Origin of the sequence: Bradyrhizobium sp. Ec3.3, from assembly GCF_000472925.1 — a bacterium.
Taxonomy (GTDB): Bacteria; Pseudomonadota; Alphaproteobacteria; order Rhizobiales; family Xanthobacteraceae; genus Bradyrhizobium.
This window is the reverse complement of sequence record NZ_AXAS01000044.1, coordinates 37,998-59,962: the sequence shown is the minus strand read 5'-3', so window position 1 is coordinate 59,962 and position 21,965 is coordinate 37,998. Positions and strand designations below refer to the sequence as shown.

The window sequence follows — 21,965 nt, the reverse complement described above, 5'->3', positions numbered from 1 at the left end:
ACGACGAGGCGTGCTTATCCGCCCTTCACAGCTCCAGCCGTCAGGCCGGCGACGATCTGCCGCTGGGCAACCACCGTCAGCAGCAGTACCGGGAAGGTGACGATCAGCGCGGCGGCAGCGAGCGGTCCCCAGCTCAACTGATCGAACGAGATCATGTTGTAGACGGCGACCGGCAGGGTGCGCGTCTCGCGTCCGGCCAGCACGATGCCGAAGACGAAATTATTCCAGGAGAAGATTACGGCCAGGATGAAGGCGACCGCGATGCCGGGTTTCGCGATCGGAAGAGCGACGTGGCTGAAGACCTGCCAGCGCGTCGCGCCGTCGATCAGCGCTGCCTCTTCCAATTCCATCGGTGTGGTCTCGAAATAGCCGATCATGATCCAGATCACGATGGGCACCGTCACCACGAGATGGATGATGACCTGCGGCACCAGCGTGCCGAGCAGTCCGAGCCACTGGAACAGGATAAACAGCGGGATCAGGTAGGACAGGCCGGGCGTGATGCGGGCGATCAGGATCACGATCGCGGATTTGTGCGCGGCCATCCGCGCGATCCCGTAGCCGGCGGGAACGCCCACAATCAGCGCCAGCGCGGTCGCGCTGCCGGTCACGATCAGGCTGTTGAAGAAATAGGTCAGGAAGCGGTTGGAGGCGAGCACGTCGGTGTAGTTCTTCCAGGCGATATGCTCGGGGATGAACACCGGCGGGTAGGCGGCGTTGTCGACCTCGAACTTGAGCGATAGCGAGGCCATCCAGAGGAAGAACAGGATTGCCGGCGACACGATGACGAGCACCGAAAACCAGAGGCCGATTTGACCCAGGATCTGACGTGGAGTCATGCGCCCCTCGCGATTTCGGTCCACAGCATGCGCTGGCGCATGTAAAGCATCAGGGCAGCGAGTGCGACGATGAGGAGGAAGAACACCACGGCGATCGCCGAACCGTAGCCGAGGTCGTAATAGGTGAAGGCGACGCTGTAGAGATAGATGTTGATCGTCTCCGACGCCGAGCCCGGTCCTCCTTGCGTGATCGCGAAGATGATGTCGAAGCTTTTCACCGCGTCGATCATCCGGATCATGCCGGCGATGAACAGGAACGGCATGATCAGCGGCAGCGTGATGAAGCGGAACACCTGCCAGAGATTGGCGCCGTCGATCTGCGCGCTTTCGTAAGGCTCGGTCGGGATCGCGGCGAGGCCGCCGAGCACGATTAGCATGACCAGCGGCGTCCACTGCCAGGTCTCGACCAGCACCAGCGAGGGAATGACGGTTGCGGGATGAAACACCCAGAGCTGCGGTGGCAGGCCGACCAGCGACAACAGGTAATTCAGCACGCCGAGCTGCGGATGGAACATCATGGTCCAGACCAGCGCGATCGCCACCGGCGTTGCCATCATCGGCATGATGAAGATGCCGCGCAGGAAGCCGCGGCCGGGGAATTTCTGGTGAAACACCACGGCTGCGAGCGTGCCGAAGACCAGCGGCAGCACCACCGACAGTACGGTGTAGACCATGGTGTGGCCCACCGATTCGAGGAAGCGCGGATCGCTCGTCAGCCGCAGATAATTGGAAGGCCCGACGAACGTGGTCGGCGAGCCGACCTTCCATTCGTTCAGGCTCATCCAGATCGTGAATAGCCAAGGAAAGATGATGATCGCGAGCACGACGACCAGCGCCGGCACCACGAACGGCCAGTAGGACGGTGGCCGCAACTCCTTCTCCGGCGCGGCATCGGATTTTGCCGCGGCCGGAGTTGCTTGTGTCAACGCACTCACGCCTTTTCGCTACGCTCCAGGATCGGTCGGTATTGCTCGTGGGCCTTCTTCAACTCGGTCGCGGGATCGGCGCCGGCCAGGGTTGCGGTGATCGCGGCGCCGACGAGATCGCGGAATTCGGCGACTGGGATCACGACGGGCAGGCCGAGCTTGCTGATCTTGGCGGAATCGATCACCGATTGCAGCCACTCGGCCGGCATCTTCACGCCCTTCTGGACCTCGGGGTCATTCAGGATCGAGTTGCGGAACGGCACGCCGCCGCCGGCCTGCAAAAGCCGCGCGCCTTGCGTCTTCGAGACCGCCCACTGGCAGAGCAGATAGGCCGCTTCCTTGTTCTTGCTCGCGGCGGCAATGCCGAGGCCGTCGCCGTAAGTGGCCGAATATTGGCCCTTCGGCCCGGCAGGCACGACGGTGTATCCGACCTTGCCGACGACGCGCGAGGCCGCCGGATCCTCCAGCGGTGGCGCCCAGCCGACGCCGTCGATCCACATCGCCGAACGGCCTTGCGAGAACGAGGCCATCGACTCCATCCAGTTGAAGCCGGCGACGCCGGGCGGAGCGACCTTCGTCAGCAGCGTCTGGTAGAGCTTCGTCGCCGCGACGGCTTCGGGGCCGTCAGTCAGGATGTTGCCCTTGGCATCGAGGAATTCACCGCCATAGTCGAGGAAGAAGTTGGTCCACAACGTCATGTTGGCGTTGCGCAGGCCGCGCCCGACGAAGCCGTAGGTGCCTTCCTTGGCATCGGTGAGCTTTTCTGCGGCCGCGACCATCTCGTCCAGCGTCTTGGGCACCGCAACGCCCTTTTTCTGGAACAGCTCCTTGTTGTAGTAGAGGATGAAATAGTCGACCGACCAGGGCAGCGACAGCATCTGGCCCTTGTCGTTCTTGGCGTATTGCAGGCCGGCGGCCGAAAAATCGCTCTCGACGAGATCGGGCGCGGTCAGCGTCGGATCCTTCATGAAGGGCGTGATGTCGGTGAGCCAGCCGGCTTTCTCGAACTGCCGCTTCTGCACGTGATAGCTGAGATGGACGACATCGAAGCTCGGCCGGCCCGAGGTGAGCTCGATGACGCATTTCTGGCGCTGCTGCTGCTCGGGGATCTGCTCCGATTCCACCTGGATGCCGGTCAGGTCGGTGAACTCCTTGATGTTCTTTTGCAGGTTGTCGCCGCGCGGACCCTTGGCGAGGATCACCTCCAGCTTGGTCCCGGCATATTTCTTCCAATTGACCTCGGCATGCGCCGGGAATCCGGTCAGGCTGAGCGCGCCAGCCGCGGCGGTCCCCTTCAAAAGCGTGCGGCGCGAAATACGATGGTCAGCCACGTTTGTCCTCCCTGTGACTCGTTTCTTGGGAGGGATACTAGCGTCCGCGCCGCGTCTGCCTAGTCCTAATATTTCTCTGCGGGTTAAGGGGATTAAGGCCGCACGGCCGGGCTCTCCATGGGCATGCCGCGCGCCCGTGCCATCAGATAGAGCTCGAGCGCGACCAGTTCGGGCGCGCCGTAGTCAAAAGCCTGGGCGCGCACCCCGCTCATGCAGCTGCGCAACCGGCGCTCCAGAGATCCCAGCGTCTGCCATTCCAGCCGATAGAGCGGATAACCGGTCGGCTGCCCCTGCGTGACCGGCGCGCCCGCCAGATGCTTGTCGTAGTTGTCGTCGTGGCAATTGGTGCAGGCGAGGTTGAGCTGGCCCTGCCGCTGCACGAACAGCGCACGGCCTTGTTCGACGAACGGTTTGAGCTGTGGATCATCGCCGGCCGTGATCGCCACCCCTCGCGACTGGTGGGCGACGAATGCCGAGAGCGCGAGTAGGTCGCGACTTTCGTGAGACAGGGGCGTTGCCTGCTGATGGTTGGCGCGGCAAAGATTGATGCGCTGGTCGAGCGTGACCGGGCGGCCCAGCGCCTTGTCGAAGGCGGGATAGCGCGCCGCGACGCCCTTCATGCTCTCGCGCGCATCGCCATGGCAATCGGCGCACGCCCTGCCGGCGCTGCCGCTTCTTGTCTTCCACAGTGCTTCGCCGTCCAGCACGAACAGCATACCCGGATTGGACGTATCGTCGTCCTGCATCGCGCGCGTGTCCGGTCCCATGAAGGAATAGCCCGAGTGGCGCGCGTCCTGTGGGATTTCGCCGGCGAGCAGGGCAGGTGCGGCGACGAGCAGCATCGCCGCGATGATCGTGCGTGCAACGCTCATTCTACCGTGATCGATGCCGACGCGGTCGAGACAAAGCCGTTGTCGCCGATCCATTCGAACTCGAGCTTGCCGCTATCTTTTGCGACCGTAAAGAACGACAGATACGGGTTCGCGGCGATTGCGGGAAAGAGGTCGGCGCGAAAGATCTCGGTGCCGTTGTAGCGGCAGGTAAAGCTGGTGATGATGTCGCGCGGCACGAGCTCGCCGGCCGCCGTGCGGCGAAATCCGGTTTCCATGATATGCGAGGTCAGCGTCCGGATCTCGATGACATCGCCGCGCTTGGCTTTCGGCGGAACGTTGATGAGAGCGGAGGCCATCAGTTCACCTCTTCGGTGCAGGCGGCAAGTGTCACGACGACGTCGGCCGCGACCTGCCAGAAGGAATCGTCGGACAGGCGCGCGATCGCGACAACCTTCTGGCTGTCCGCGAGGCGGATGCGGGTCGAGACCTGCGCGCGCCCGGCCCAGGGGCCGAGATGGAAATTGCCGATATTCGGCTGCGGGTTCTTCTCGTTGAAGACGTGGATGCTCTTGACGTAGTCGGCCGCGGTCATCGGGCTCGCGACGCTGACTGTCATCGGCACGGTGTTGCCGTTCTCGACCAGTGGCGGAATGTCGAGCCTGATCTTGCCGGTGCGTAGTTGCGCCTCGCCGACGACATTGCGGATCGCCGTGCCGAGCATCGCGGGTGTCGCCTCGATCGGGCGGATCGTGACGATGGGAATCGTCCCGGCGGCGACCGTGAGGTGCAAAAACTGTCGACGTGTGCTTGGCATTCCCCGTCCTAGTCCCGAAGCGTTGCAAGATAGGCCACGATGTCCTCGATCTGGCTCGGGCTCAGGATCGGCTTGCCGGCAAGGTTGCGGCCGACGCGAACGAGCCCGTCGTTACGATAGTACGACGGCATGATGGTCTCTCGGTTGAACCGCGACGCGTCCACCAATCGCAGTCGCAACTGACTTGTCGACCACCTGTTCCCGGCGCCCGTGAGGTCCGGCGCGAGATCGCCCTGGAACCGCGTCTCCGGAAACGGCCCGGAATGGCAGAGGATGCAGGTCGTGCTGCGATCGAGCACCAACGCGCGCCCGCGCGCCGCATCGCCGGGCGCGCCGGTGAGCGACTCCGGGATGCCATCGCCGACAATGTTGTAGGACACCAGCGCCTGTGCCCGCGTGCCGTCGGTAAGTGCAAGGCTTGCCGCGATCAGTGCGGCGATATGGATCATCGGCCTAGCCAAAGGTCGCCGCCGTGATGGTTTGAAACCAGCGCTCGGCTTCCGCAGCTTCGCGGGCGCGTCGTTCTGGCGGTGCGTCGAGCGGACTGGTGGTGCCGCCCTCGACCTCGGCGAAGATGTCTCCTTTCGGCTGGTAGTTGCCGGCGAGCGAAAAGCCGTAAGCGGGGGCGACCGTGTTGTAGCAGACGCCGGTCAGCCGTGGCGTTTCCGTCGTCCGGCCAGCGACGAGGTTGACGATCGCATCCGCGCAGGCCCGTCCTTGCGCGCTCGCGGCCGAGGCCGATTTCGGAATGCCGCCGCCGAGGCAGGCATCGCCGATGACGTGGATGTTGGGCACGAGCCTGGATTCGAAGGTCATGGGATCGATCGGGCACCAGCCGGTGGTATCCGCCACCCCGGCAATCGCGGCGATGCGCCCGGCGCGTTGCGGCGGAATGACGTTGGCGACTTGCGCCGTGTAATTGCCGAACTCGGTGATGACAGTGTTGCTCGCGGGATCGACGGAGGTGACGCGGCCGCCCTGCGACAGCGATACGCGCTCGATCATGCCGCCGTAAAGCTCCGTCCACGCCTTCTCGAACAGTCTTTGTTGCGTGAAATTGTCCTTGGCGTCCAGGATCAGCACTTTTGAGCGCGGCTTCTTCGTCTTGAGATAATGAGCGATCAGGCTGGCGCGCTCGTAAGGCGCCGGCGGGCAGCGCGAGGGGTTGGCCGGCACCGCGATCGTGACGAGGCCGCCATCCTCCATGGCCTCCAACTGCCTGCGCAGCAGCATGGTTTGCTCGCCGGCCTTCCAGGCATGCGGCATCTTTTGGCTTGCGGCTTCGTCATAGCCGGGCAGGCCGTCGAAATGGAAATCGACGCCGGGCGAGAGCACGAGACGGTCGTAGGGAAGGGATGAGCCGTCGGCCAGCGTGACGCGGCGAGCTTGCGGATCCACCACGGTTGCGGCCTGAGCGATGACGGTTACGCCGTCGGACGCGATCTTCTCATAGCCGAACTGCTGCGCTTCGATCTCGCGCAGGCCCGCGATCACCTCGTTGCTGAACGGGCACGCGGTGAAGGTCCTGTTCGGCTCGACCAGCGTGACCTGCAAGTTCGCTTCGCTGCGTTTCAGCGCGCGGGCGCAGGCCGCCCCGCCAAAGCCGCCGCCGATCACGACGACGCGGGCTGAGCCTTGCGCGCGCACGATCGCGGGCAGGGCCAGCGGTGCGGCCGCGATGCCGAGGACGGCCTTTCGCCGTGTCACGGAGCGCGTGGTCATGAGCATCATCCGGAAGATGCTGCGGCGGCCCGTGGGCCGCCGCAGCTGCACCTTGCTTAAGCGAAGGAGATGTTCTGGTCGCGCAGCGGCACCGATCGGATGCGTTTTCCCGTCGCTGCGAAATAGGCGTTGAGCACCGCAGGTGCGGCAACCCCGATGGTCGGCTCGCCGACACCGCCCCAGAACCCGCCGCTCGGCACCATCACCGCTTCCACCTTCGGCATCTCGTTGATGCGCATCGAGTTGTAGGTGTCGAAGTTGCTCTGCTCGATGCGTCCGTCCTTCACGGTGCAGCCGCCATAGAAGAGCGCGCTGAGGCCAAAGACGAAAGAGCCCGCGATCTGGCGTTCCACCTGCGCCGGATTGACGACGTAGCCGGGATCGGTGGAGGCCACGATACGATGCACCTTGATCTTGCTGCCGTCGGTCACCGAGATTTCGGCGGCGCCGGCAACATAGCTGCCATAACCCATGACCTGCGCGATGCCGCGATAGACGCCCTGCGGCGCCGGCTTGCTCCAGCCGATCTTCCCGGCCACGGCATTGAGCACCGCCAGATGCTTGGGATGACTGCCCATCAGCTTGCGGCGGAATTCGAGCGGGTCCTGGCCTGCGGCATGGGCCAGCTCGTCCATGAAGCATTCCATGTAGATCGCGTTGTGATTGACGTTGACGCCGCGCCAGAATCCGGGCGGAACGTGCGGGTTGCGCATCGCATGCTCGATCAGGAGGTTCGGCACGGAGTAGCCGAACGCGGCTTCGCCGGACTGGGCGACGCCCTGGAACGCGGCCGGGTCCATGCCGTTTTGCAGCGCCTCGGGGCGGAGCGAGAACAGGATCGACTGCCCGGACAGGCGGTAGTGCAGCGCGACCAGATTGTTGTCGGCATCGAACGCGCCGGTCATCTTGCACTGGGTGATCGGGTGATACCTACCGTGCGCCATGTCCTCTTCGCGCGACCACAACAGCTTGATCGGCGTTCCCGGCATCTGCCTGGCGATTGCGACCGCCTGGCGGACATAGTCGGTCTGGCCGCGCCGACCGAAGCCGCCGCCGAGCATCAGCTTGTGCACGTCGCACTTCTCTGCCGGCAGGCCTGAGGCTTCCAGCACCGCCGCGAAGGCGGCCTCGCCATTCTGCGTGCCGCACCAGACCTCGCATTTGTCCGCCGTGTAGAGCGCGGTGGCGTTCATCGGCTCCATGGTGGCGTGGTTCTGGTAGGGATAGTTGTAGACCGCCTCGATCTTCTTGGCGGCGCCGGCAATCGCCGCTTTGGCGTCGCCGTTCTTGTTGCCGACATAGGCCGGCTGCTCGTTGTCGAGGCCCTCGGCCAGCCACTTCGCAATCGACTCGCTGGAGACCTTCGCGTTGTCGCCCTCGTCCCAGACGATCGGCAGCGCTTCCAGCGCGGTCTTGGCGTGCCACCAGGTATCGGCGACGACCGCGACCGCGCTATCGCCGACCCTGACGACCTTCTTGACGCCCTTCATGCCCGCGATCTTGGCCTCGTCAAAGCTCTTCACCTTGCCGCCGAACACTGGGCAGTCCTTGATCGCGGCGTTCAGCATGCCCGGCAGCTTGACGTCGATGCCGTAGGTCATCGCGCCGGTGGTCTTGTCGGCGGTGTCGAGCCGGCTCACACCTTTGCCTGCGATGGTCCAGTCCTTGGGATCCTTCAGCTTGACCTCGGCGGGCGGCGTCAGCTTCGCGGCGGCCTCCGCGACCTTGCCGTAAGTCGTGGTCCGGCCCGACGGCGTGTGGGTGATGACGCTCTTGGCGGCCGTGCATTCGGACGCCGGCACTTTCCATTCATTGGCCGCGGCCTGGATCAGCATCATGCGCGCGGTGGCGCCGCCCTTGCGGACATAGTCTTGCGAGGAGCGGATGCCGCGGCTGCCGCCGGTCGAGAAGTCGCCCCAGACGCGCTTGCGGGCGACGCTCTGGCCGGGTGTCGGATATTCGGTCGTCACCTTCGACCAGTCGCATTCGAGCTCCTCGGCGACGAGCTGCGCAAGGCCGGTGAGTGAGCCCTGGCCCATCTCGGAGCGGGCGATGCGGATCACCACGGTGTCGTCGGGCCGCACCACGACCCAAGCGTTGACTTCGGGCGAGCCGTCGGCGGCGCGGACCACGGCCGGTCTGCCGAAGGGGATGTCGAGGCCGAGCGCAAGGCCGGCGCTGACTGCGGCGGTGCCGATGACGAAGGCACGGCGATTCATTGCGGGCGAAACGTACTTGTTCATGGCCGCCTCCTCAAGCGTTCGCGATCGTGTGGATCGCTTCGCGCACCTGCTGGAAGGTGCCGCAGCGGCAGATATTGGTGATGGCCTCGTCGATATCGGCGTCGGTCGGTTTCGGCTTCTCCTTGAGCAGCGCCGCAACCGCCATGATCATGCCGCTCTGGCAATAGCCGCATTGCGGAACGTCATGGGCGATCCACGCCTGCTGCACCTTGTGCAACGTAGCGCCGCTCGCCAGCCCCTCGATCGTGGTGATCTGCTTGCCTTCGGCTTCGCTGACCGCGACGCCGCAGGAGCGGGCGGCGACGCCGTCGATGTGAACCGTGCAGGCGCCGCATTGCGCGATGCCGCAGCCATATTTGGTGCCGGTAAGGCCGACATTCTCGCGGATCGCCCACAAGAGAGGCGTATCCGGCTCGACGTCGACAGTGATTGATTTACCGTTGATCGTAAGGTTTGCCATCGCAGTCCCCTGATTGGCCCATCCACCGATGAGGCCCAAGGCGCGCAATCTGTCCGGCAAACGGAACCGTTTCAAATCAACAATCTGGGGTTGGGCCCGCTAAGAATCTTGTGGGAGCGGGAAGATTGTCGAGGATGCGGTGTTACGCCGTCTTCACGGCTATGCCGTGTGCGCATCGGCGAGGCGCGCAGAGCTCATGAGGTGCTTGCACAACGGCCTCAACCGGCCGGCGGATCGGTCTGGCGCAGCGTCGTCACCCAGATCACCCGCGCCACCTGCTGCGTCGGGTTGTCGAACATGTGCGGCACGATGCTCGGGAAGCGGAAGCTGTCTCCGGCCTCGAGCAGATGGGCCTGATTGTCGAGCCATAGCCGCAGGCTGCCGGACAATATGTAGCCCGCCTTCTCGCCGGTGTGCTGGAAGAAGTCGGTGCCCGACGAGCCGCCAGGGTTGAGCGTGAGCTCATAGAGTTCGAGTTGGCCTTTCCCTTCCGGTGTCAGCGCTTCCTTGACGACGCCGCTGGCAGTGAGCCGAAGCAGCCGCCGGCTGTTCTTGCGCACGATGTAGCGCGGTGCCTCGCTGGGATCGCTGGTCTCGAAGAAATAGGAGATCGGCACGTCCAGCGCGATGCTGAGCAGGCGCAGTGTGCGCACCGACGGCATGGCGCGCGCGCGTTCGAGCTGGCTGATCATGCCGGTGGAGAGGCCCGTGCGATTGGCGACGTCCTGGATCGAGAGGCCGGCGCGCTGACGAAGCAGGCGCACGGTCTCGCCGAGACGCTGGTCGACCGCCTCGTCGCTGTCGATCGGGGCGTTGTTCGGAATGCTCGTCTCGCCGCGCCCAGCCATTATTGCTCTCCTGCATCATCTCGCCGCATCATCAGGCGCAGTTCAGTCGGATTGAAAATGTGACGCATACTAGCAATGCGATTGACAGGTGTATTTAGCCGTGATGAAATTTCGTTCGAATAATTTAGAAGCACTAAAGCCCACTCCTGTCCCTTTGCCGGGTCACGGGGCGCGGGAGAGGGTGCCGTGCGCGAGAATCGGAGAGTGGTCATGGCAGGCGAGACCGGCAAGTTCGGCGTTCCAGCACTGCGTTCCGGCATCCCGAACCGCCGCCAGTTCATCCAGTTTGGCGCGAGCGCAGCCGCCGGATGGGGCCTTTCAGGCACGGCTTTCGCGCAAACCGAACGTCCGACCAATCCGCCGGACAAGCCGCGCGGGCAGGTGATCGCGGCACTGTCGCAGGAGCCGACCGTCTTTCATCCCCTGATGCCCAGCATCGAGGTCGATCAGGGCGTTTGGTGGCAAGTGTTCTCGCCGCTCTGGTTCATCGATCCCGACGGCAAGTTCGTTCCCGATCTCGCTCGCGAAGTCCCTTCAATCGAGAATGGCGGGCTGTCGGCCGACGGGCTGACCTGGAAGGTCAAGCTGCGCAACGACGTGAAGTGGCACGACGGCACGCCGTTCACGGCGGAGGATGTGAAGTTCTCGCTTGAGCTGAACAACAATCCGGACTTTCGTGCGCGCAGCCGCGTTGGCCACAGCCTGGTGAAGGACATCACGGTCGTCGCGCCCGACGAGATTCACTGGCGCATGGAGCGGCCGTATTCGCCCTACATGTCGATCCTGGGATCGCTGACTTTCATCGTGCCCAAGCACATCCTGGAGAAAGTGTCCGATCCGAACGCCTCGCCGTTCCACAATGCGCCGGTCGGAACCGGACCGTTCCGCTGGGGCGAGCGCGTGCCGGGCGACCATATTCTGCTCAATGCCTATGCCGGCTACCACGGCAAGGGGCCGTACCTCGAACGTGTGGTCTTCAAATACATCCCCGACCTCACCGTTCTCTACACGCAATTCCGCACTGGTCAGGTCGACTACACCGGCCTGCAGGGCATCCAGCCGAACTTCGTGCAGGAGGCGAAGACGCTGAAGGGGCGGAAGATCTTCGTCTCCTCGACGTCCTCGGTGGAGCATATTGCGCCCAACCTGGAATTCGGCCCGTTCGCCGATCGCACGGTGCGCGAGGCGCTTTACCTCGCGATCAACAAGAAGGCGATCATCGAAGCGCTCAACTACGGCCTGCCGACGCTGACCGAAAGCTTCGTGCCGCAGCAGGCCTGGTCGTTCCAGCAAGGCCTGCCGCAGCACAGCTACGATCCGGCCAAGGCCAATGCGCTGCTCGATGCCGCCGGATGGGTCCGCGGCTCCGGTGGCGTTCGCGAGAAGGGCGGCGTCAAGCTCGAATTCACCAACTCGACGACATCTGGCAATGCCGTGCGCGAGCAGACCCAGCAGCTCCTGATCCAGGATTGGCGGGCGATCGGCGCCGCCATGCGCGTGAACAACATGCCGGCTGCGGTGATCTGGGGTGATTACTGGCAGCAGTCGAAATTCAATTCGGTGCTGGTGTCCGTTAACTTCATGCTGGGCAGCGATCCCGACGTGACGCCGCGCTTCGGGTCCGGCGCCATTCCCGCCAAGGGCGGCCGCGGTTACAATACCTATCAGTACCAGAGCGCGGAGGCCGACCGTCTCCTTGCCGAGGGCGCCAAGCAGTTCGATCTGGCGCAGCGCAAGACCACCTACGGCGATCTGCAAAAGCTCATCCGCAACGATCTCGCCATCCTGCCGCTGTTCCAGGGGTTCATTGCCGAGGGCGTCAAGGAGGGGCTGCAGGGCTTCCGTCCCAACATCAACACCTCGATCAACTGCTGGAATATCCGCGAATGGTACTGGGCGTGATGGATCCGGCCTGCGGGATCGCCTGAGATGGCCCGTTACGTCGCCAATCGCCTGGCGCAGGCGATGATGCTGCTGGTGATCGTCTCCGCGCTCGGCTTTGCGATGCTGCATCTGGCGCCAGGCGGCCCGCTCTCGCAATTTGCGGCCTCCGCGCAAATGACGCAGGAGGACCTCGACCGCGTCGCTCGCCAGCTAGGGCTCGATCGTCCGCTGCCGATACAGTATCTCGACTGGTTCGGCCGCATGCTGAAAGGCGATTGGGGGCGCTCCTATCGCGACGGCGAGGTGGTGCTATCAGTCATCGGCTCGCATCTTGGTGCCACCTTCGAGCTGATGGCGACCGCAACCATCATCGCCGTTCTGCTCGGCTGCTGGATCGGTGTACTTGGCGCGCTGCGCCGCTATTCGCTGTTCGATACGCTCGCAACCGTCGGCGCCATGGTCGCGCTGTCGATCCCGACCTTCTGGTTCGGGCTCGTCACCATCTATGTTTTCTCTGTCAAGCTCGGCTGGCTTCCCTCCGGCGATCGGCAGACCATCGGGGACGGCTCCTTCCTCGATCTTCTGCATCACCTGATCGCTCCGGCCATGGTGCTGGCGCTGGTCGAGACCGCGATGTGGGGACGCTTCATGCGCTCCTCCATGCTCGAGGTGATCAATCAGGACTACATCCGCACCGCGCGTGCCAAGGGCATGCCCGAATGGCGCATCCTTACGCTGCACGCCTTGCGCAACGCGCTGCTGCCGATGATCACGGTAGCCGGCCTTCAGTTTCCGACTCTGCTCGGCGGCGCGCTGGTCGCCGAGACCGTGTTCACCTGGCCCGGCATGGGCCGCCTGTTCCTCGATTCCATCGGCTATCGCGACTATCCGGTGGTGATGGGCATCTTGATGTTCTCTGCGACGATGGTGTTGATCGGCTCTCTCATCGCCGACATCCTCTATGCCGTCGTCGATCCGCGCATCCGGGTCGGATAGCGATGAGCACAGCCGCCATGCAGATCGCCCAGCCCGCGCCCGCTCACGCCGCCTGGCTGCGCTTCCGTCGCCACCGGCTTGCGCTGGCAGGCGCCATCATCATTCTCATCCTCGTCCTCGGCTCGGCATTCGGCCCTTATCTTCTGCCGTTCGACGACACCTATATCGACGTGCTGAAACGGTTCGCGCCGCCACTGTCGGGCGCGCATATCCTCGGCACGGACGAGCTCGGCCGCGACGTGCTGGCGCGGTTGATGATGGGCGGGCGGGTGTCGCTCTCGATCGGAATCGTTGCGATGGTGATCGCAATGGCCGTCGGCATCGTCGTCGGCGCGTTCGCCGGCTTTTATGGTGGCGTCATTGGCGCGGTGCTGATGCGGCTCGTCGACGCGGTGCTGTGCTTCCCGACGATCTTTCTTCTGCTGGCGCTTGCGGCACTCACCGAGCCGGGCCTCGTCACCACCACCGTGCTGATCGCGGCGACCGCCTGGATGGCGGTCGCCCGCGTCGTCGAGGCCCAGGTCCGTTCGCTGCGCGAGCGTGAATTCGCGATTGCCGCCGTCGCCTTCGGCTCCTCGAACCTGCGCATCATGTTCCGTGAGCTGGTGCCCAATGCGATCGCGCCGATCGTGGTGGCGGCGACGCTGAACGTCGCCAAGGCGATCCTGCTGGAGTCCTATGTCAGCTATCTCGGCTACGGCATCCAGCCGCCGGCAGCGAGCTGGGGCAACATGCTCAACAATGCCCAGATCTATCTCACCAGCGCGCCCTGGCTTGCGATCGCGCCGGGCGTCGCCATCACGCTTGCGGTGACGAGCTTCAACTTCCTCGGCGACGGCTTGCGCGACGCGCTCGATCCGCGAATGAACATCCCATGACGAGCAGACCCGCTTCGCTCGAACTGAACACCAGGAGTGTCCCATGTCCCCGCCGCTCAACCGTATAGCAAGCGACGAACGCCTGCCGGCGCAGGCAGACATCGTCGTCATCGGGGGCGGCGTCATCGGTGTCTCCGCGGCCTATCATCTGGCGAGGAAGGGACATTCCGTCGCGCTTCTCGAGAAGGGGCATGTCGGCGCCGAGCAGTCGAGCCGCAATTGGGGCTGGTGCCGCCAGCAGGGCCGCGCCCGCGAGGAGATTCCGCTGGCGCGCGAGGCGCTGCGGCTGTGGGAGGACATGCAGAACGATGCCGGCGTCGATGCCGGCTTCCGGCGCACCGGCGTCTTGTTTCTGACCAAGAGCAAGGACGAGCTTGCCGGCTGGGAGCGTTGGGCCGCCGTTGCACGCGAGCAGCAGGTTCACTCCACGATCCTGACGCCGTCCGAGATCGCCGAGCGCCTGCCCGGCAATGCCGACAAATGGGTCGGCGGCCTGCACACGCCGAGCGACGGACGCGCCGAACCGTCGATGGCTGTGCCCGCGCTCGCCGTCGCCGCGCGCAAGCACGGCGTGACCATCCATCAAGGCTGCGCCGCGCGCGGGCTCGAGACCCAAGGCGGACATGTCAGCGCCGTCGTCACCGAGAAGGGGACCGTCCGCGCACAGTCCGTGTTGCTTGCGGGCGGTGCGTGGTCGTCGCTGTTCTGCCGGCGCCATGGCATCGAGCTGCCGATCGGTCTCGTCAATGCCACCGCGTGCCGGACCACGCCGGGGCCGGAGATCACGTCGGGTGCGCTCGGAACCGACTTCTTCTGCATCCGCCGCCGCCTCGACGGCGGTTTTACGCTCGCGGTGCGCAACCGCGGCACGGTGGAGCTGTCGCCCGATCTCTTCCGTTACGCGCGGACCTTCTGGCCGACCTATCAGCATCGCAAGAACGGACTGAAACTGTCGTTTGGCAAGTCGTTCTTCGACCAGATCATGCGCGGCACGAGCTGGAGTTTTGACAAGCCGTCACCGTTCGAGGCTGAGCGCGTGCGTGATCCCGAGCCCGACATGTCGCTGGTCACTTCGGCGCTATCAGCGCTGATCAAATCGAACCCTGAGTTGAAGGACATCGAGATCGCCGAAGCCTGGGGCGGCACGATCGACACCACGCCCGATACCATTCCGGTGATCTCGCCCGTCGAGGCGCTGCCGGGCTTCTTCCTCGCGACCGGCTTTTCCGGCCACGGCTTTGGCATCGGGCCTGCGGCCGGCAAGCTTGCCGCCGATATCGTGACGGGCTCGACACCGCTGGTCGATCCCGCCGCCTACAGCCACAAGCGCATGATCGACGGCCGGCGGCTCGCGCCGGTCAGCCCGTTCTGAGAGTTTCGGTGGCATGACGGTTCTCTACAAGGCCAATATGGTTCGCGGCGCGGAGTGGGCGCGCCTCTTCGCCGAGCGAGCGCCCGACCTGCCGTTCCGGCTCTGGCCCGACATCGGCGATCCCACGGAAGTGCGCTATCTGGTGGCGTGGATGCCGCCGGACGACATCGCGAAGTCCTTTCCCAATCTCGAACTCGTCTTCTCAGTGGGGGCAGGCGTCGATCAATTCGATATCACAAAACTTCCCCCTCACATTCCGCTTGTCCGCATGCTCGAGCCCGGCATCACCGAGCGCATGCTCGAATACGCCAGCATGGCCGTGCTGGCGCTGCATCGCGATCTCGTGCACTTCATCGCCCAGCAGCGGGAGCAGGTCTGGCGAGAGCTTCCAGTCACCCAGACCGGCGAGCGGCGTGTCGGCGTGATGGGGCTCGGCCTGCTCGGTCAGGCCCTGCTCGGGCGACTCAAGTCGTTCGGCTTTCCGCTTCTAGGCTGGAATCGTTCGCCGCGAAGCATCGCGGGCGTGACCTGCTTTGTGGGCGCGGGCGCGTTGCCCGATTTTCTCGGGCAAACCGACATTCTCGTCTGCCTGCTGCCGCTGACGTCGGAGACGCGCGGCATCCTCAACGCAAATCTGTTCGCGCATCTGCCGCGTGGCGCCCGGCTTCTCAATGTCGGGCGAGGCGGGCATCTGGTCGGAGCCGATCTCATCGCGGCGCTCGACAGCGGCGTGCTGTCGGCTGCCGTTCTCGATGTTGCCGAGCCCGAGCCGCTGCCTGCAGGCCATCCGTTCTGGAGCCATCCGCGCATTCTTCTGACGCCGCATATCGCAAGCACGACCAAGCCGGAAACGGCCGTGGAGTTCGTGCTCGACGTCATCGCACGCCACCGCCGCGGCGAGGCCTTGCCTGGGCGCGTTGACCGTGACCGCGGCTACTGAGGGTACGATGGCGATGGTGATGTCGGTGCAGCCACGAGCTCGGTTCACCTCTCCCGCTTGCGGGAGAGGTCGCGCCGAACGCGCGGGTGAGGGCTCTCTCTTCTTGGGGGGCCTCGATCATGGCAGTACCCTCTCCCCAACCCTCCCCCGCAAGCGGGGGAGGGTGCGCACCGTCTCCGCGGCAGGCGTTAGGTTCTTCGCATGAGCATCGGCGCAAGCGGAGTTTACCAAGCGGTTGCCGAGGCGCGGACGCCGGTGCTGTCGGTCGCGGGCCTGACCACGTCCTTCCTGCGCGAGCGGAAATGGCTGCCCGTCGTCCGCAACGTCTCGTTCGACATCGCGGCCAGGGAAACCGTGGCGATCGTCGGCGAGTCCGGCTCCGGCAAGAGCGTCACCGCGCTCTCGATCATGCGGCTCATTCCGCAGGAGAGCGGCCGCATCGAGGGCAGCGTCAAGCTTGCCGGCCGCGATCTCCTGGCGCTGCCCGAACCGAGCATGAAGGACGTCCGTGGCAACGAGGTTGCCATGATCTTCCAGGAGCCGATGACGAGCCTCAATCCGGTGCTCACGATCGGCTTCCAGATCGCCGAGGCGCTGATCTATCATCGCGGCCTGTCGCGTGCGGCGGCCGAGACCGAGACAATCCGGCTGCTCGACCGCGTCCGCATTCCCGCGGCGAAATCGCGCTTCCACGAGCATCCGCATCGTTTCTCCGGCGGCATGCGCCAGCGCGTGATGATCGCGATGGCGCTGGCCTGCAAGCCGAAGCTCCTGATCGCCGACGAGCCGACCACCGCGCTCGACGTCACCATTCAGGCCCAGATCCTCACGCTCCTGAAGGAGCTCCAGGACGAGGAGGGGATGTCGATCCTCTTCATCACCCACGACATGGGCGTGGTCGCCGAGATCGCCGATCGTACCGTGGTGATGTATGGCGGGCAGGCGGTCGAGACCGACGCGACAGCGCGCATCTTCGCCGCCCCCTCGCATCCCTATACGCGTGCGCTGCTTGCCGCTGTGCCGCGTCTCGGCTCCATGGACGGACGGCCGCGGCCGGTGCGTTTTCCTATCGTCGACAAGATGACCGGGGCATCGGACGATCCAGCGGATACGCCTGATACAGTCGCGACCTCAGGGCCGCCGCTGCTCGAAGTGTCCAACCTCACCACGCGCTTTCCGATCCGGTCGGGATTGTTCGGAAAGGTCTCGGGCCGCGTCCACGCGGTCGAGAACATATCGTTCGATTTGCGCGCCGGCGAAACGCTGGCGTTGGTCGGCGAGTCCGGCTGCGGAAAGTCGACAACGGGCCGATCCATTCTCAAGCTGGTTCAGCCTGACAGTGGAACTGTCCGGCTCGATGGCCAGGATGTTCTAGGCATGAATGCGCGAACCTTGCGCGCGTTTCGCAGGCAGATGCAGATCGTCTTCCAGGACCCGTTTGCAAGCCTCAACCCGCGCATGTCGGTCGGTTCGGCGATCGCCGCGCCGCTGCGGGCCAATGGCCTTGCTTCCAACTCGCTAGCCCACGAGAAGGTTGCCGATCTGCTCGTTCGCGTCGGTCTGACCGCTGACATGGCCGCACGCTTTCCGCACGAATTCTCCGGCGGCCAGCGCCAGCGCATCTGCATTGCGCGTGCGCTCGCGCTCGGGCCCAGGCTGATCATCGCGGATGAGGCGGTCTCGGCGCTCGACGTCTCGGTCAAGGCGCAGGTCGTCAACCTGATGCTCGACCTTCAGGCCAGCATGGGCCTTGCCTATCTCTTCATCTCGCACGACATCGCGGTCGTCGAGCGGATGAGCCATCGCGTCGCGGTGATGTATCTCGGCGAGATCGTCGAGATCGGCCCCCGCGCGGCGGTGTTCGGCAATCCCCAGCATCCCTATACGAGGAAGCTCATGGCGGCCGTGCCGGTCCCCGATCCTGCGCGCCGGGGCGAGACGCGCGGTGTGTCGAACGACGAGATCAAAAGTCCGGTGCGGGCGCCTGACTATCAGCCACCTGCGCGTGAGTATCGCGAGGTCTCGCCGGGCCACGTCGTCCAGGTCTGGGGCGAGGAATGGGCGGGCTGAGTGGCGGCGCCTATGCGTCGCATCTCACGGATGAGGTCCTTCCTGTCCGCCTGGCGAAGCAAATTCCTCCGGGTGCCTCTTCTCGTAGTGAAGGAAGAGATCGAGGAAGGCCAGAAGCGTGATGACGGCGCCCATTCCGATGCTGATATGCATCGCCCTCGTATGCGGGAAGCCAAGCAGCCAGGGCGACGCGATGAGCCAGACGCCCATCAGGACGTTCACCCACTCCTCCCAGTCGCGATAGGCGATGATGGCGGCCAGCGAGGCGATGCCGATGATCGCGCCCGTGATCCAGAGGTCAACCTTGCCTTGCTCGTTGGTCAGCCTGAACAGCCATGGCGATAAGAACAACACGGCGGCGAGAAACAGGTTGTAGAGATCGGGTACCGTTTCGCGCTCTTGCCACTTGCTCATGACGCACCTCCTGCGCGTGGGGATATCTGAAGAAAAGCTTCGGCTGTCGCCCGGTTCCCGATGAACGGGCGCTGCAGGAATAGACTTTGGTCGTGGGGAGTTCCGCCAGGACACAGGGATCAGTGAGCCATCGCTTCGCCCCGAACGTCAGCAAGATGGCCTGTTACGACGCTCGGCTGACGACTGACCCGCACTGGAACAGAAAGTGACCGCTCGTCCCGCTTGCAAGGATGCAAGACTGGCGCGCTTTGATACACTCGGTACCAAGCCTTAAAGGGGTTCCATGAAACTGCCGCGCCCTTGCAACGTGCTCATGCTCTATCCGCTGTTCACGGCGGACTCGTTCTGGAGTTTTGGCGAGTCCTGCAAATTGATGGGCGTCCGGCGCCCCGCGGCTCCCCTGGGGTTGATCACTGTCGCGGCGATGTTGCCCGAGAACTGGACGGTACGCCTCGTCGACTGCAACACGACGGCGCTGGGTGATGACGATCTCGACTGGGCAGACGTCGTCTTCACGGGTGGAATGTTGCCGCAACAGGCCGACGCGCTGCGGCTGATCGAGCTTTGCCGCGCCAGAGCCAAGCCGGTGGTCGTCGGCGGCCCGGATCCGACATCGAGTCCCCACGTCTACGCGCGGGCCGACTTCCAGGTGCTGGGCGAAGCCGAAGGCGTCATTGACGAGTTCATTGCAGCCTGGGACCGCGGCGCCCGCTCAGGCGTATTTACCGCGCCGAAATTCCAGGCCGACGTGACCACGACGCCGGTGCCGCGTTTCGACCTCTTGAAGTTCGACGACTATCTCTATCTCGGTGTGCAGTATTCCCGCGGCTGCCCCTTCACCTGCGAATTCTGCGACATCATCGAGCTCTACGGTCGCGTCCCGCGCACCAAGACGACGCCCCAGATGCTTAACGAGCTCGATGTGCTCTACCAGATGGGTTACCGCGGCCATCTCGATTTCGTCGACGACAATTTCATCGGCAACAAGAAGTCGCTCAAGCTGTTCCTTCCCGAGCTCGCCGCATGGCAGCGCGCGCACGACTACCCGTTCGAATTTTCAACCGAAGCTTCGGTCAACCTTGCCGATGATCCGGAACTCCTGGACCTGATGGCCGCAGCCAACTTCTTCGGCATCTTCGTCGGTATCGAAAGTCCGGACCCGGCGACGCTGGTTGCGATGCGAAAGAAGCAGAACACGCGGCGCAACATCGCCGAGAGCATTCACAGGATTTACGGCGCCGGGATGCTCGTCACCGCAGGCTTCATCGTGGGCTTCGACAGCGAGAAGGTCTCGATGGCGGATGCCATGATCGGCTTCATCGAGGAGGCCGCCATTCCGGTCTGCATGGTCGGTCTGCTCTATGCCTTGCCGAACACGCAGCTCACCCGCCGTCTGGCTCGCGAAGGCAGGCTGCACGCGCACCACGATCTTGCCTCGACCACGGAGGGCGATCAGTGCACCGGCGGGATCAATTTTGATCCGGTGCGCCCGCTGCGGGATATCCTGACGGATTACAAGCAGGTCCTGGAGAGCATCTATCATCCCGTCGCTTATGCGAGCCGTGTCGACCGGTTGATGACGATGCTCGACCGCTCGCGGCAGCGGCCGGAGCTGCCCGAGGGCGACATTCGCAACAAGGTGCGCGCGCTGGAAACCGTGCATCGCGTCACGTCAAGCATTCCCGAAGCGCACGGTCCGCTCTGGAAAACCTTCCTCAGCTGCGCCAAGCGCGACACGTCCTCGGCGCGCATCGCGGTCGCGATGATCGCGGCCTATGCGCATCTCGGACCGTTCTCGCGCCGGGTCATCGAAGCCATCGATGCCCGTCTCGCTGCCTTGGACGAGCAAATGCCGATCCCGGCGGCGGTCGCGTCCGCGTCACACTCTACTTCACCGCCAGCCTGAGGAAGCTCATCACGCTGCCGAGCGCGGCGAAGCCGGCGCCGAGTGCCAGCGCGCCGGTCGCGCCGTCATGTCCCGCAAGCGCAAAGCAGAGCGCGGCGAGCGCCGCGCCGGTCGTCTGTCCGGTCAGCCGCGCGGTGGCGACGATGCCGCTTGCGCTGCCGCTGCGATGTGGCGGCGCGCTTGACATCACCGCCTTCATGTTCGGTGCCTGGAAGAAGCCGAACCCCATGCCGCAGATCACCATGCGCCAGATGATGTCAGGGATGTACGGATTGGCCGGAAGCGTCGCCAAAAGCGCCATGCCGATGCCGAGCAGCACGAGCCCGATGCCGCCGAGAAGTCCGACCGCGTGACGGTCGGACAGGCGGCCGGCGATCGGCGCCATGATGGCGACGACCAGCGGCCACGGCGTCATGAAGAAGCCGGTCTCGACCTGGGAGCGCCCGAGCACGTCCTCGAAATAGAACGGCAGCGAGACGAAGGCGAGGCCCTGCACGGCGAAGGAGCAGACCGCAGTTGCCGCCGACAGCGCAAACATGGGACGGCTAAACAGGTCGATCGGCAGCATGGGTGCGGGATGATCGGCATGCCGGCGCGTCAGGATCAAGCCGATCACGAGTGCTGCGACCAGCTCGACCGCGACGAGGCGAGCGGAGAGATTATGCGCCGCGCTGCCGATGCCGGTGATGAACAGGCCGAGGCAGATCGCCGCCAGCACGGCGCCTGCGAAATCAAAGCCGTGATCGGCGCGCGGCGTCTTCGGCAGCATCGCGAAGCCGATGCCCATGGCGATGAGGCCGAAGGGAATGTTCACCGCAAACAGCCATGGCCACGGCCCGAGCGCGAGGATCGCGGACGCGATCGACGGCCCGAAGGTGAAGGCGGTGGCGACCACCAGCGCATTGTGGCCGAAGCCGCGGCCCTGCATCCGCCCGGGATAGACGAAGCGCACGAGGGCCGTGTTCACGCTCATGATGCCGCTGGCGCCGAGGCCTTGGAGCGTGCGCGCCACGAGCAGGCTCGGCAGCGACCACGCCACCGCGCAGAGCAGCGAGGCGATGGTGAAGAGCAGGAGACCGCCGAGATAGATGCGCTGGTGACCGACGATCTCGCCGAGCGCTCCCAGCGGCAACAGCGTGGCGACCAGCGCGATCTGGTAGACGTTGACCACCCAGACCACCTGCTCGGGACTGACATGGAGATCGGCCGCAATCGCAGGCAGGGCGATATTGGCGATCGCGGTATCGAGCGAGGCCATCGCGAGCGCGGTGAAGATCGCGGCGATCGCCCAGCGCCGGCGCATCGTGGGCAGGCCGTCGGCGACGGGGCGTTCGGGCTCCTTCGCGAGCGCAGGTAACGTGATTGTCATTGCCTGCGCTGTCTCCGGAAAGCGTGGGTTGAGTGTTGCCATCCGGGATGTACTACGGCCGCGCTGCGTGCCACAGGCATATGCTTGCATACGGCTATGCGCGAAGATCGGGCGGAGATT

Annotated in this window: 20 protein-coding genes; 7 read left to right on the top strand and 13 right to left on the bottom strand. The window is 64.7% G+C overall.

The window, feature by feature from the left end; genetic code table 11:
* Window positions 1–14: 14 nt before the first annotated feature.
* The 11 genes from YUU_RS0132220 to YUU_RS0132170 all read right to left on the bottom strand — a co-directional run bounded on the left by YUU_RS0132220 (window position 15) and on the right by YUU_RS0132170 (window position 10,016).
* The gene (locus YUU_RS0132220; RefSeq protein WP_027526056.1) at window positions 15–839 is read right to left on the bottom strand and encodes a carbohydrate ABC transporter permease; all 825 of its coding nucleotides are present in this window, start codon (window positions 837–839) and stop codon (window positions 15–17) included.
* Window positions 836–1,774, bottom strand: a complete 939-nt coding sequence (locus YUU_RS0132215) for a carbohydrate ABC transporter permease (protein WP_027526055.1) — start codon at window positions 1,772–1,774, stop codon at window positions 836–838. The genes YUU_RS0132220 and YUU_RS0132215 overlap by 4 nt, the downstream gene beginning before the upstream one ends.
* The gene (locus YUU_RS0132210; protein WP_027526054.1) at window positions 1,771–3,096 is read right to left on the bottom strand and encodes an ABC transporter substrate-binding protein; all 1,326 of its coding nucleotides are present in this window, start codon (window positions 3,094–3,096) and stop codon (window positions 1,771–1,773) included. The genes YUU_RS0132215 and YUU_RS0132210 overlap by 4 nt, the downstream gene beginning before the upstream one ends.
* Window positions 3,097–3,188: 92 nt before the next feature.
* The gene (gene soxA, locus YUU_RS0132205) at window positions 3,189–3,968 is read right to left on the bottom strand and encodes a sulfur oxidation c-type cytochrome SoxA (RefSeq protein WP_027526053.1); all 780 of its coding nucleotides are present in this window, start codon (window positions 3,966–3,968) and stop codon (window positions 3,189–3,191) included.
* Window positions 3,965–4,285: a thiosulfate oxidation carrier complex protein SoxZ gene (gene soxZ / locus YUU_RS0132200; RefSeq protein WP_027526052.1), complete on the bottom strand. Its 321-nt coding sequence runs from the start codon at window positions 4,283–4,285 to the stop codon at window positions 3,965–3,967. Before soxZ ends, soxA begins: the two co-directional genes overlap by 4 nt.
* Entirely contained in the window at window positions 4,285–4,743 is a 459-nt protein-coding gene (locus YUU_RS0132195; RefSeq protein WP_027526051.1) for a SoxY-related AACIE arm protein, read from the bottom strand. The genes soxZ and YUU_RS0132195 overlap by 1 nt, the downstream gene beginning before the upstream one ends.
* Before the next feature lie 8 nt (window positions 4,744–4,751).
* A complete protein-coding gene (gene soxX, locus YUU_RS0132190; protein WP_371260528.1) occupies window positions 4,752–5,192 on the bottom strand; it encodes a sulfur oxidation c-type cytochrome SoxX in 441 nt (146 codons plus the stop codon).
* A gap of 4 nt (window positions 5,193–5,196) precedes the next feature.
* Complete coding sequence (locus YUU_RS0132185; protein ID WP_027526049.1) at window positions 5,197–6,474, bottom strand: FCSD flavin-binding domain-containing protein; 1,278 nt, start codon at window positions 6,472–6,474, stop codon at window positions 5,197–5,199.
* A gap of 47 nt (window positions 6,475–6,521) precedes the next feature.
* Window positions 6,522–8,708: a molybdopterin cofactor-binding domain-containing protein gene (locus YUU_RS0132180; RefSeq protein ID WP_027526048.1), complete on the bottom strand. Its 2,187-nt coding sequence runs from the start codon at window positions 8,706–8,708 to the stop codon at window positions 6,522–6,524.
* Window positions 8,709–8,718: 10 nt separating this feature from the next.
* Complete coding sequence (locus YUU_RS0132175) at window positions 8,719–9,168, bottom strand: (2Fe-2S)-binding protein (protein ID WP_027526047.1); 450 nt, start codon at window positions 9,166–9,168, stop codon at window positions 8,719–8,721.
* Window positions 9,169–9,386: 218 nt separating this feature from the next.
* The gene (locus tag YUU_RS0132170; protein ID WP_027526046.1) at window positions 9,387–10,016 is read right to left on the bottom strand and encodes a cupin domain-containing protein; all 630 of its coding nucleotides are present in this window, start codon (window positions 10,014–10,016) and stop codon (window positions 9,387–9,389) included.
* Between the two features lie 210 nt (window positions 10,017–10,226).
* Between YUU_RS0132170 and YUU_RS0132165 the strand changes: the two genes are divergently transcribed.
* From YUU_RS0132165 to YUU_RS0132140, 6 genes are all read left to right on the top strand, one after another.
* Window positions 10,227–11,918, top strand: coding sequence for a peptide ABC transporter substrate-binding protein (locus YUU_RS0132165; protein WP_027526045.1), 1,692 nt, complete (start codon window positions 10,227–10,229; stop codon window positions 11,916–11,918).
* 27 nt (window positions 11,919–11,945) lie between these two features.
* On the top strand, window positions 11,946–12,896 hold the full coding sequence (locus YUU_RS0132160) for an ABC transporter permease (protein ID WP_027526044.1): 951 nt from the start codon (window positions 11,946–11,948) through the stop codon (window positions 12,894–12,896).
* A gap of 2 nt (window positions 12,897–12,898) precedes the next feature.
* Window positions 12,899–13,774 carry an ABC transporter permease gene (locus YUU_RS0132155; RefSeq protein WP_027526043.1) on the top strand — a complete coding sequence of 292 codons (876 nt, stop codon included), beginning with the start codon at window positions 12,899–12,901 and terminating at the stop codon, window positions 13,772–13,774.
* A gap of 43 nt (window positions 13,775–13,817) precedes the next feature.
* Entirely contained in the window at window positions 13,818–15,146 is a 1,329-nt protein-coding gene (locus YUU_RS0132150; protein ID WP_027526042.1) for an FAD-binding oxidoreductase, read from the top strand.
* A gap of 13 nt (window positions 15,147–15,159) precedes the next feature.
* On the top strand, window positions 15,160–16,086 hold the full coding sequence (locus YUU_RS0132145) for a glyoxylate/hydroxypyruvate reductase A (protein WP_027526041.1): 927 nt from the start codon (window positions 15,160–15,162) through the stop codon (window positions 16,084–16,086).
* Window positions 16,087–16,287: 201 nt separating this feature from the next.
* Window positions 16,288–18,156 (top strand): ABC transporter ATP-binding protein, encoded by a 1,869-nt coding sequence (locus tag YUU_RS0132140; RefSeq protein ID WP_027526040.1) that lies wholly within the window; start codon window positions 16,288–16,290, stop codon window positions 18,154–18,156.
* Window positions 18,157–18,180: 24 nt separating this feature from the next.
* On the opposite strand, the gene YUU_RS52455 is transcribed toward YUU_RS0132140, so the two are convergent.
* The gene (locus YUU_RS52455; protein ID WP_051390002.1) at window positions 18,181–18,570 is read right to left on the bottom strand and encodes an SPW repeat protein; all 390 of its coding nucleotides are present in this window, start codon (window positions 18,568–18,570) and stop codon (window positions 18,181–18,183) included.
* Window positions 18,571–18,853: 283 nt separating this feature from the next.
* Here YUU_RS52455 and YUU_RS0132130 point away from each other — a divergent pair, with 283 nt between their 5' ends.
* Window positions 18,854–20,476: a B12-binding domain-containing radical SAM protein gene (locus YUU_RS0132130; protein ID WP_027526039.1), complete on the top strand. Its 1,623-nt coding sequence runs from the start codon at window positions 18,854–18,856 to the stop codon at window positions 20,474–20,476.
* On the opposite strand, the gene YUU_RS0132125 is transcribed toward YUU_RS0132130, so the two are convergent.
* Window positions 20,457–21,845, bottom strand: coding sequence for an MFS transporter (locus tag YUU_RS0132125; protein ID WP_027526038.1), 1,389 nt, complete (start codon window positions 21,843–21,845; stop codon window positions 20,457–20,459). The two genes, YUU_RS0132130 and YUU_RS0132125, sit on opposite strands and share 20 nt — an antisense overlap.
* Window positions 21,846–21,965 lie beyond the last annotated feature (120 nt).

Coding starts and splice junctions, on each gene's coding strand:
- YUU_RS0132125 (WP_027526038.1), bottom strand. CDS start 21,845: ATGACAATCACGTTACCTGCGCTCGCGAAGGAGCCCGAACGCCCCGTC.
- YUU_RS0132165 (WP_027526045.1), top strand. CDS start 10,227: ATGGCAGGCGAGACCGGCAAGTTCGGCGTTCCAGCACTGCGTTCCGGC.
- YUU_RS0132180 (WP_027526048.1), bottom strand. CDS start 8,708: ATGAACAAGTACGTTTCGCCCGCAATGAATCGCCGTGCCTTCGTCATC.
- YUU_RS0132195 (WP_027526051.1), bottom strand. CDS start 4,743: ATGCCAAGCACACGTCGACAGTTTTTGCACCTCACGGTCGCCGCCGGG.
- YUU_RS0132130 (WP_027526039.1), top strand. CDS start 18,854: ATGAAACTGCCGCGCCCTTGCAACGTGCTCATGCTCTATCCGCTGTTC.
- soxA (WP_027526053.1), bottom strand. CDS start 3,968: ATGAGCGTTGCACGCACGATCATCGCGGCGATGCTGCTCGTCGCCGCA.
- soxX (WP_371260528.1), bottom strand. CDS start 5,192: ATGATCCATATCGCCGCACTGATCGCGGCAAGCCTTGCACTTACCGAC.
- YUU_RS52455 (WP_051390002.1), bottom strand. CDS start 18,570: ATGAGCAAGTGGCAAGAGCGCGAAACGGTACCCGATCTCTACAACCTG.
- soxZ (WP_027526052.1), bottom strand. CDS start 4,285: ATGGCCTCCGCTCTCATCAACGTTCCGCCGAAAGCCAAGCGCGGCGAT.
- YUU_RS0132155 (WP_027526043.1), top strand. CDS start 12,899: ATGAGCACAGCCGCCATGCAGATCGCCCAGCCCGCGCCCGCTCACGCC.
- YUU_RS0132220 (WP_027526056.1), bottom strand. CDS start 839: ATGACTCCACGTCAGATCCTGGGTCAAATCGGCCTCTGGTTTTCGGTG.
- YUU_RS0132185 (WP_027526049.1), bottom strand. CDS start 6,474: ATGATGCTCATGACCACGCGCTCCGTGACACGGCGAAAGGCCGTCCTC.
- YUU_RS0132145 (WP_027526041.1), top strand. CDS start 15,160: ATGACGGTTCTCTACAAGGCCAATATGGTTCGCGGCGCGGAGTGGGCG.
- YUU_RS0132140 (WP_027526040.1), top strand. CDS start 16,288: ATGAGCATCGGCGCAAGCGGAGTTTACCAAGCGGTTGCCGAGGCGCGG.
- YUU_RS0132175 (WP_027526047.1), bottom strand. CDS start 9,168: ATGGCAAACCTTACGATCAACGGTAAATCAATCACTGTCGACGTCGAG.
- YUU_RS0132150 (WP_027526042.1), top strand. CDS start 13,818: ATGTCCCCGCCGCTCAACCGTATAGCAAGCGACGAACGCCTGCCGGCG.
- YUU_RS0132170 (WP_027526046.1), bottom strand. CDS start 10,016: ATGGCTGGGCGCGGCGAGACGAGCATTCCGAACAACGCCCCGATCGAC.
- YUU_RS0132160 (WP_027526044.1), top strand. CDS start 11,946: ATGGCCCGTTACGTCGCCAATCGCCTGGCGCAGGCGATGATGCTGCTG.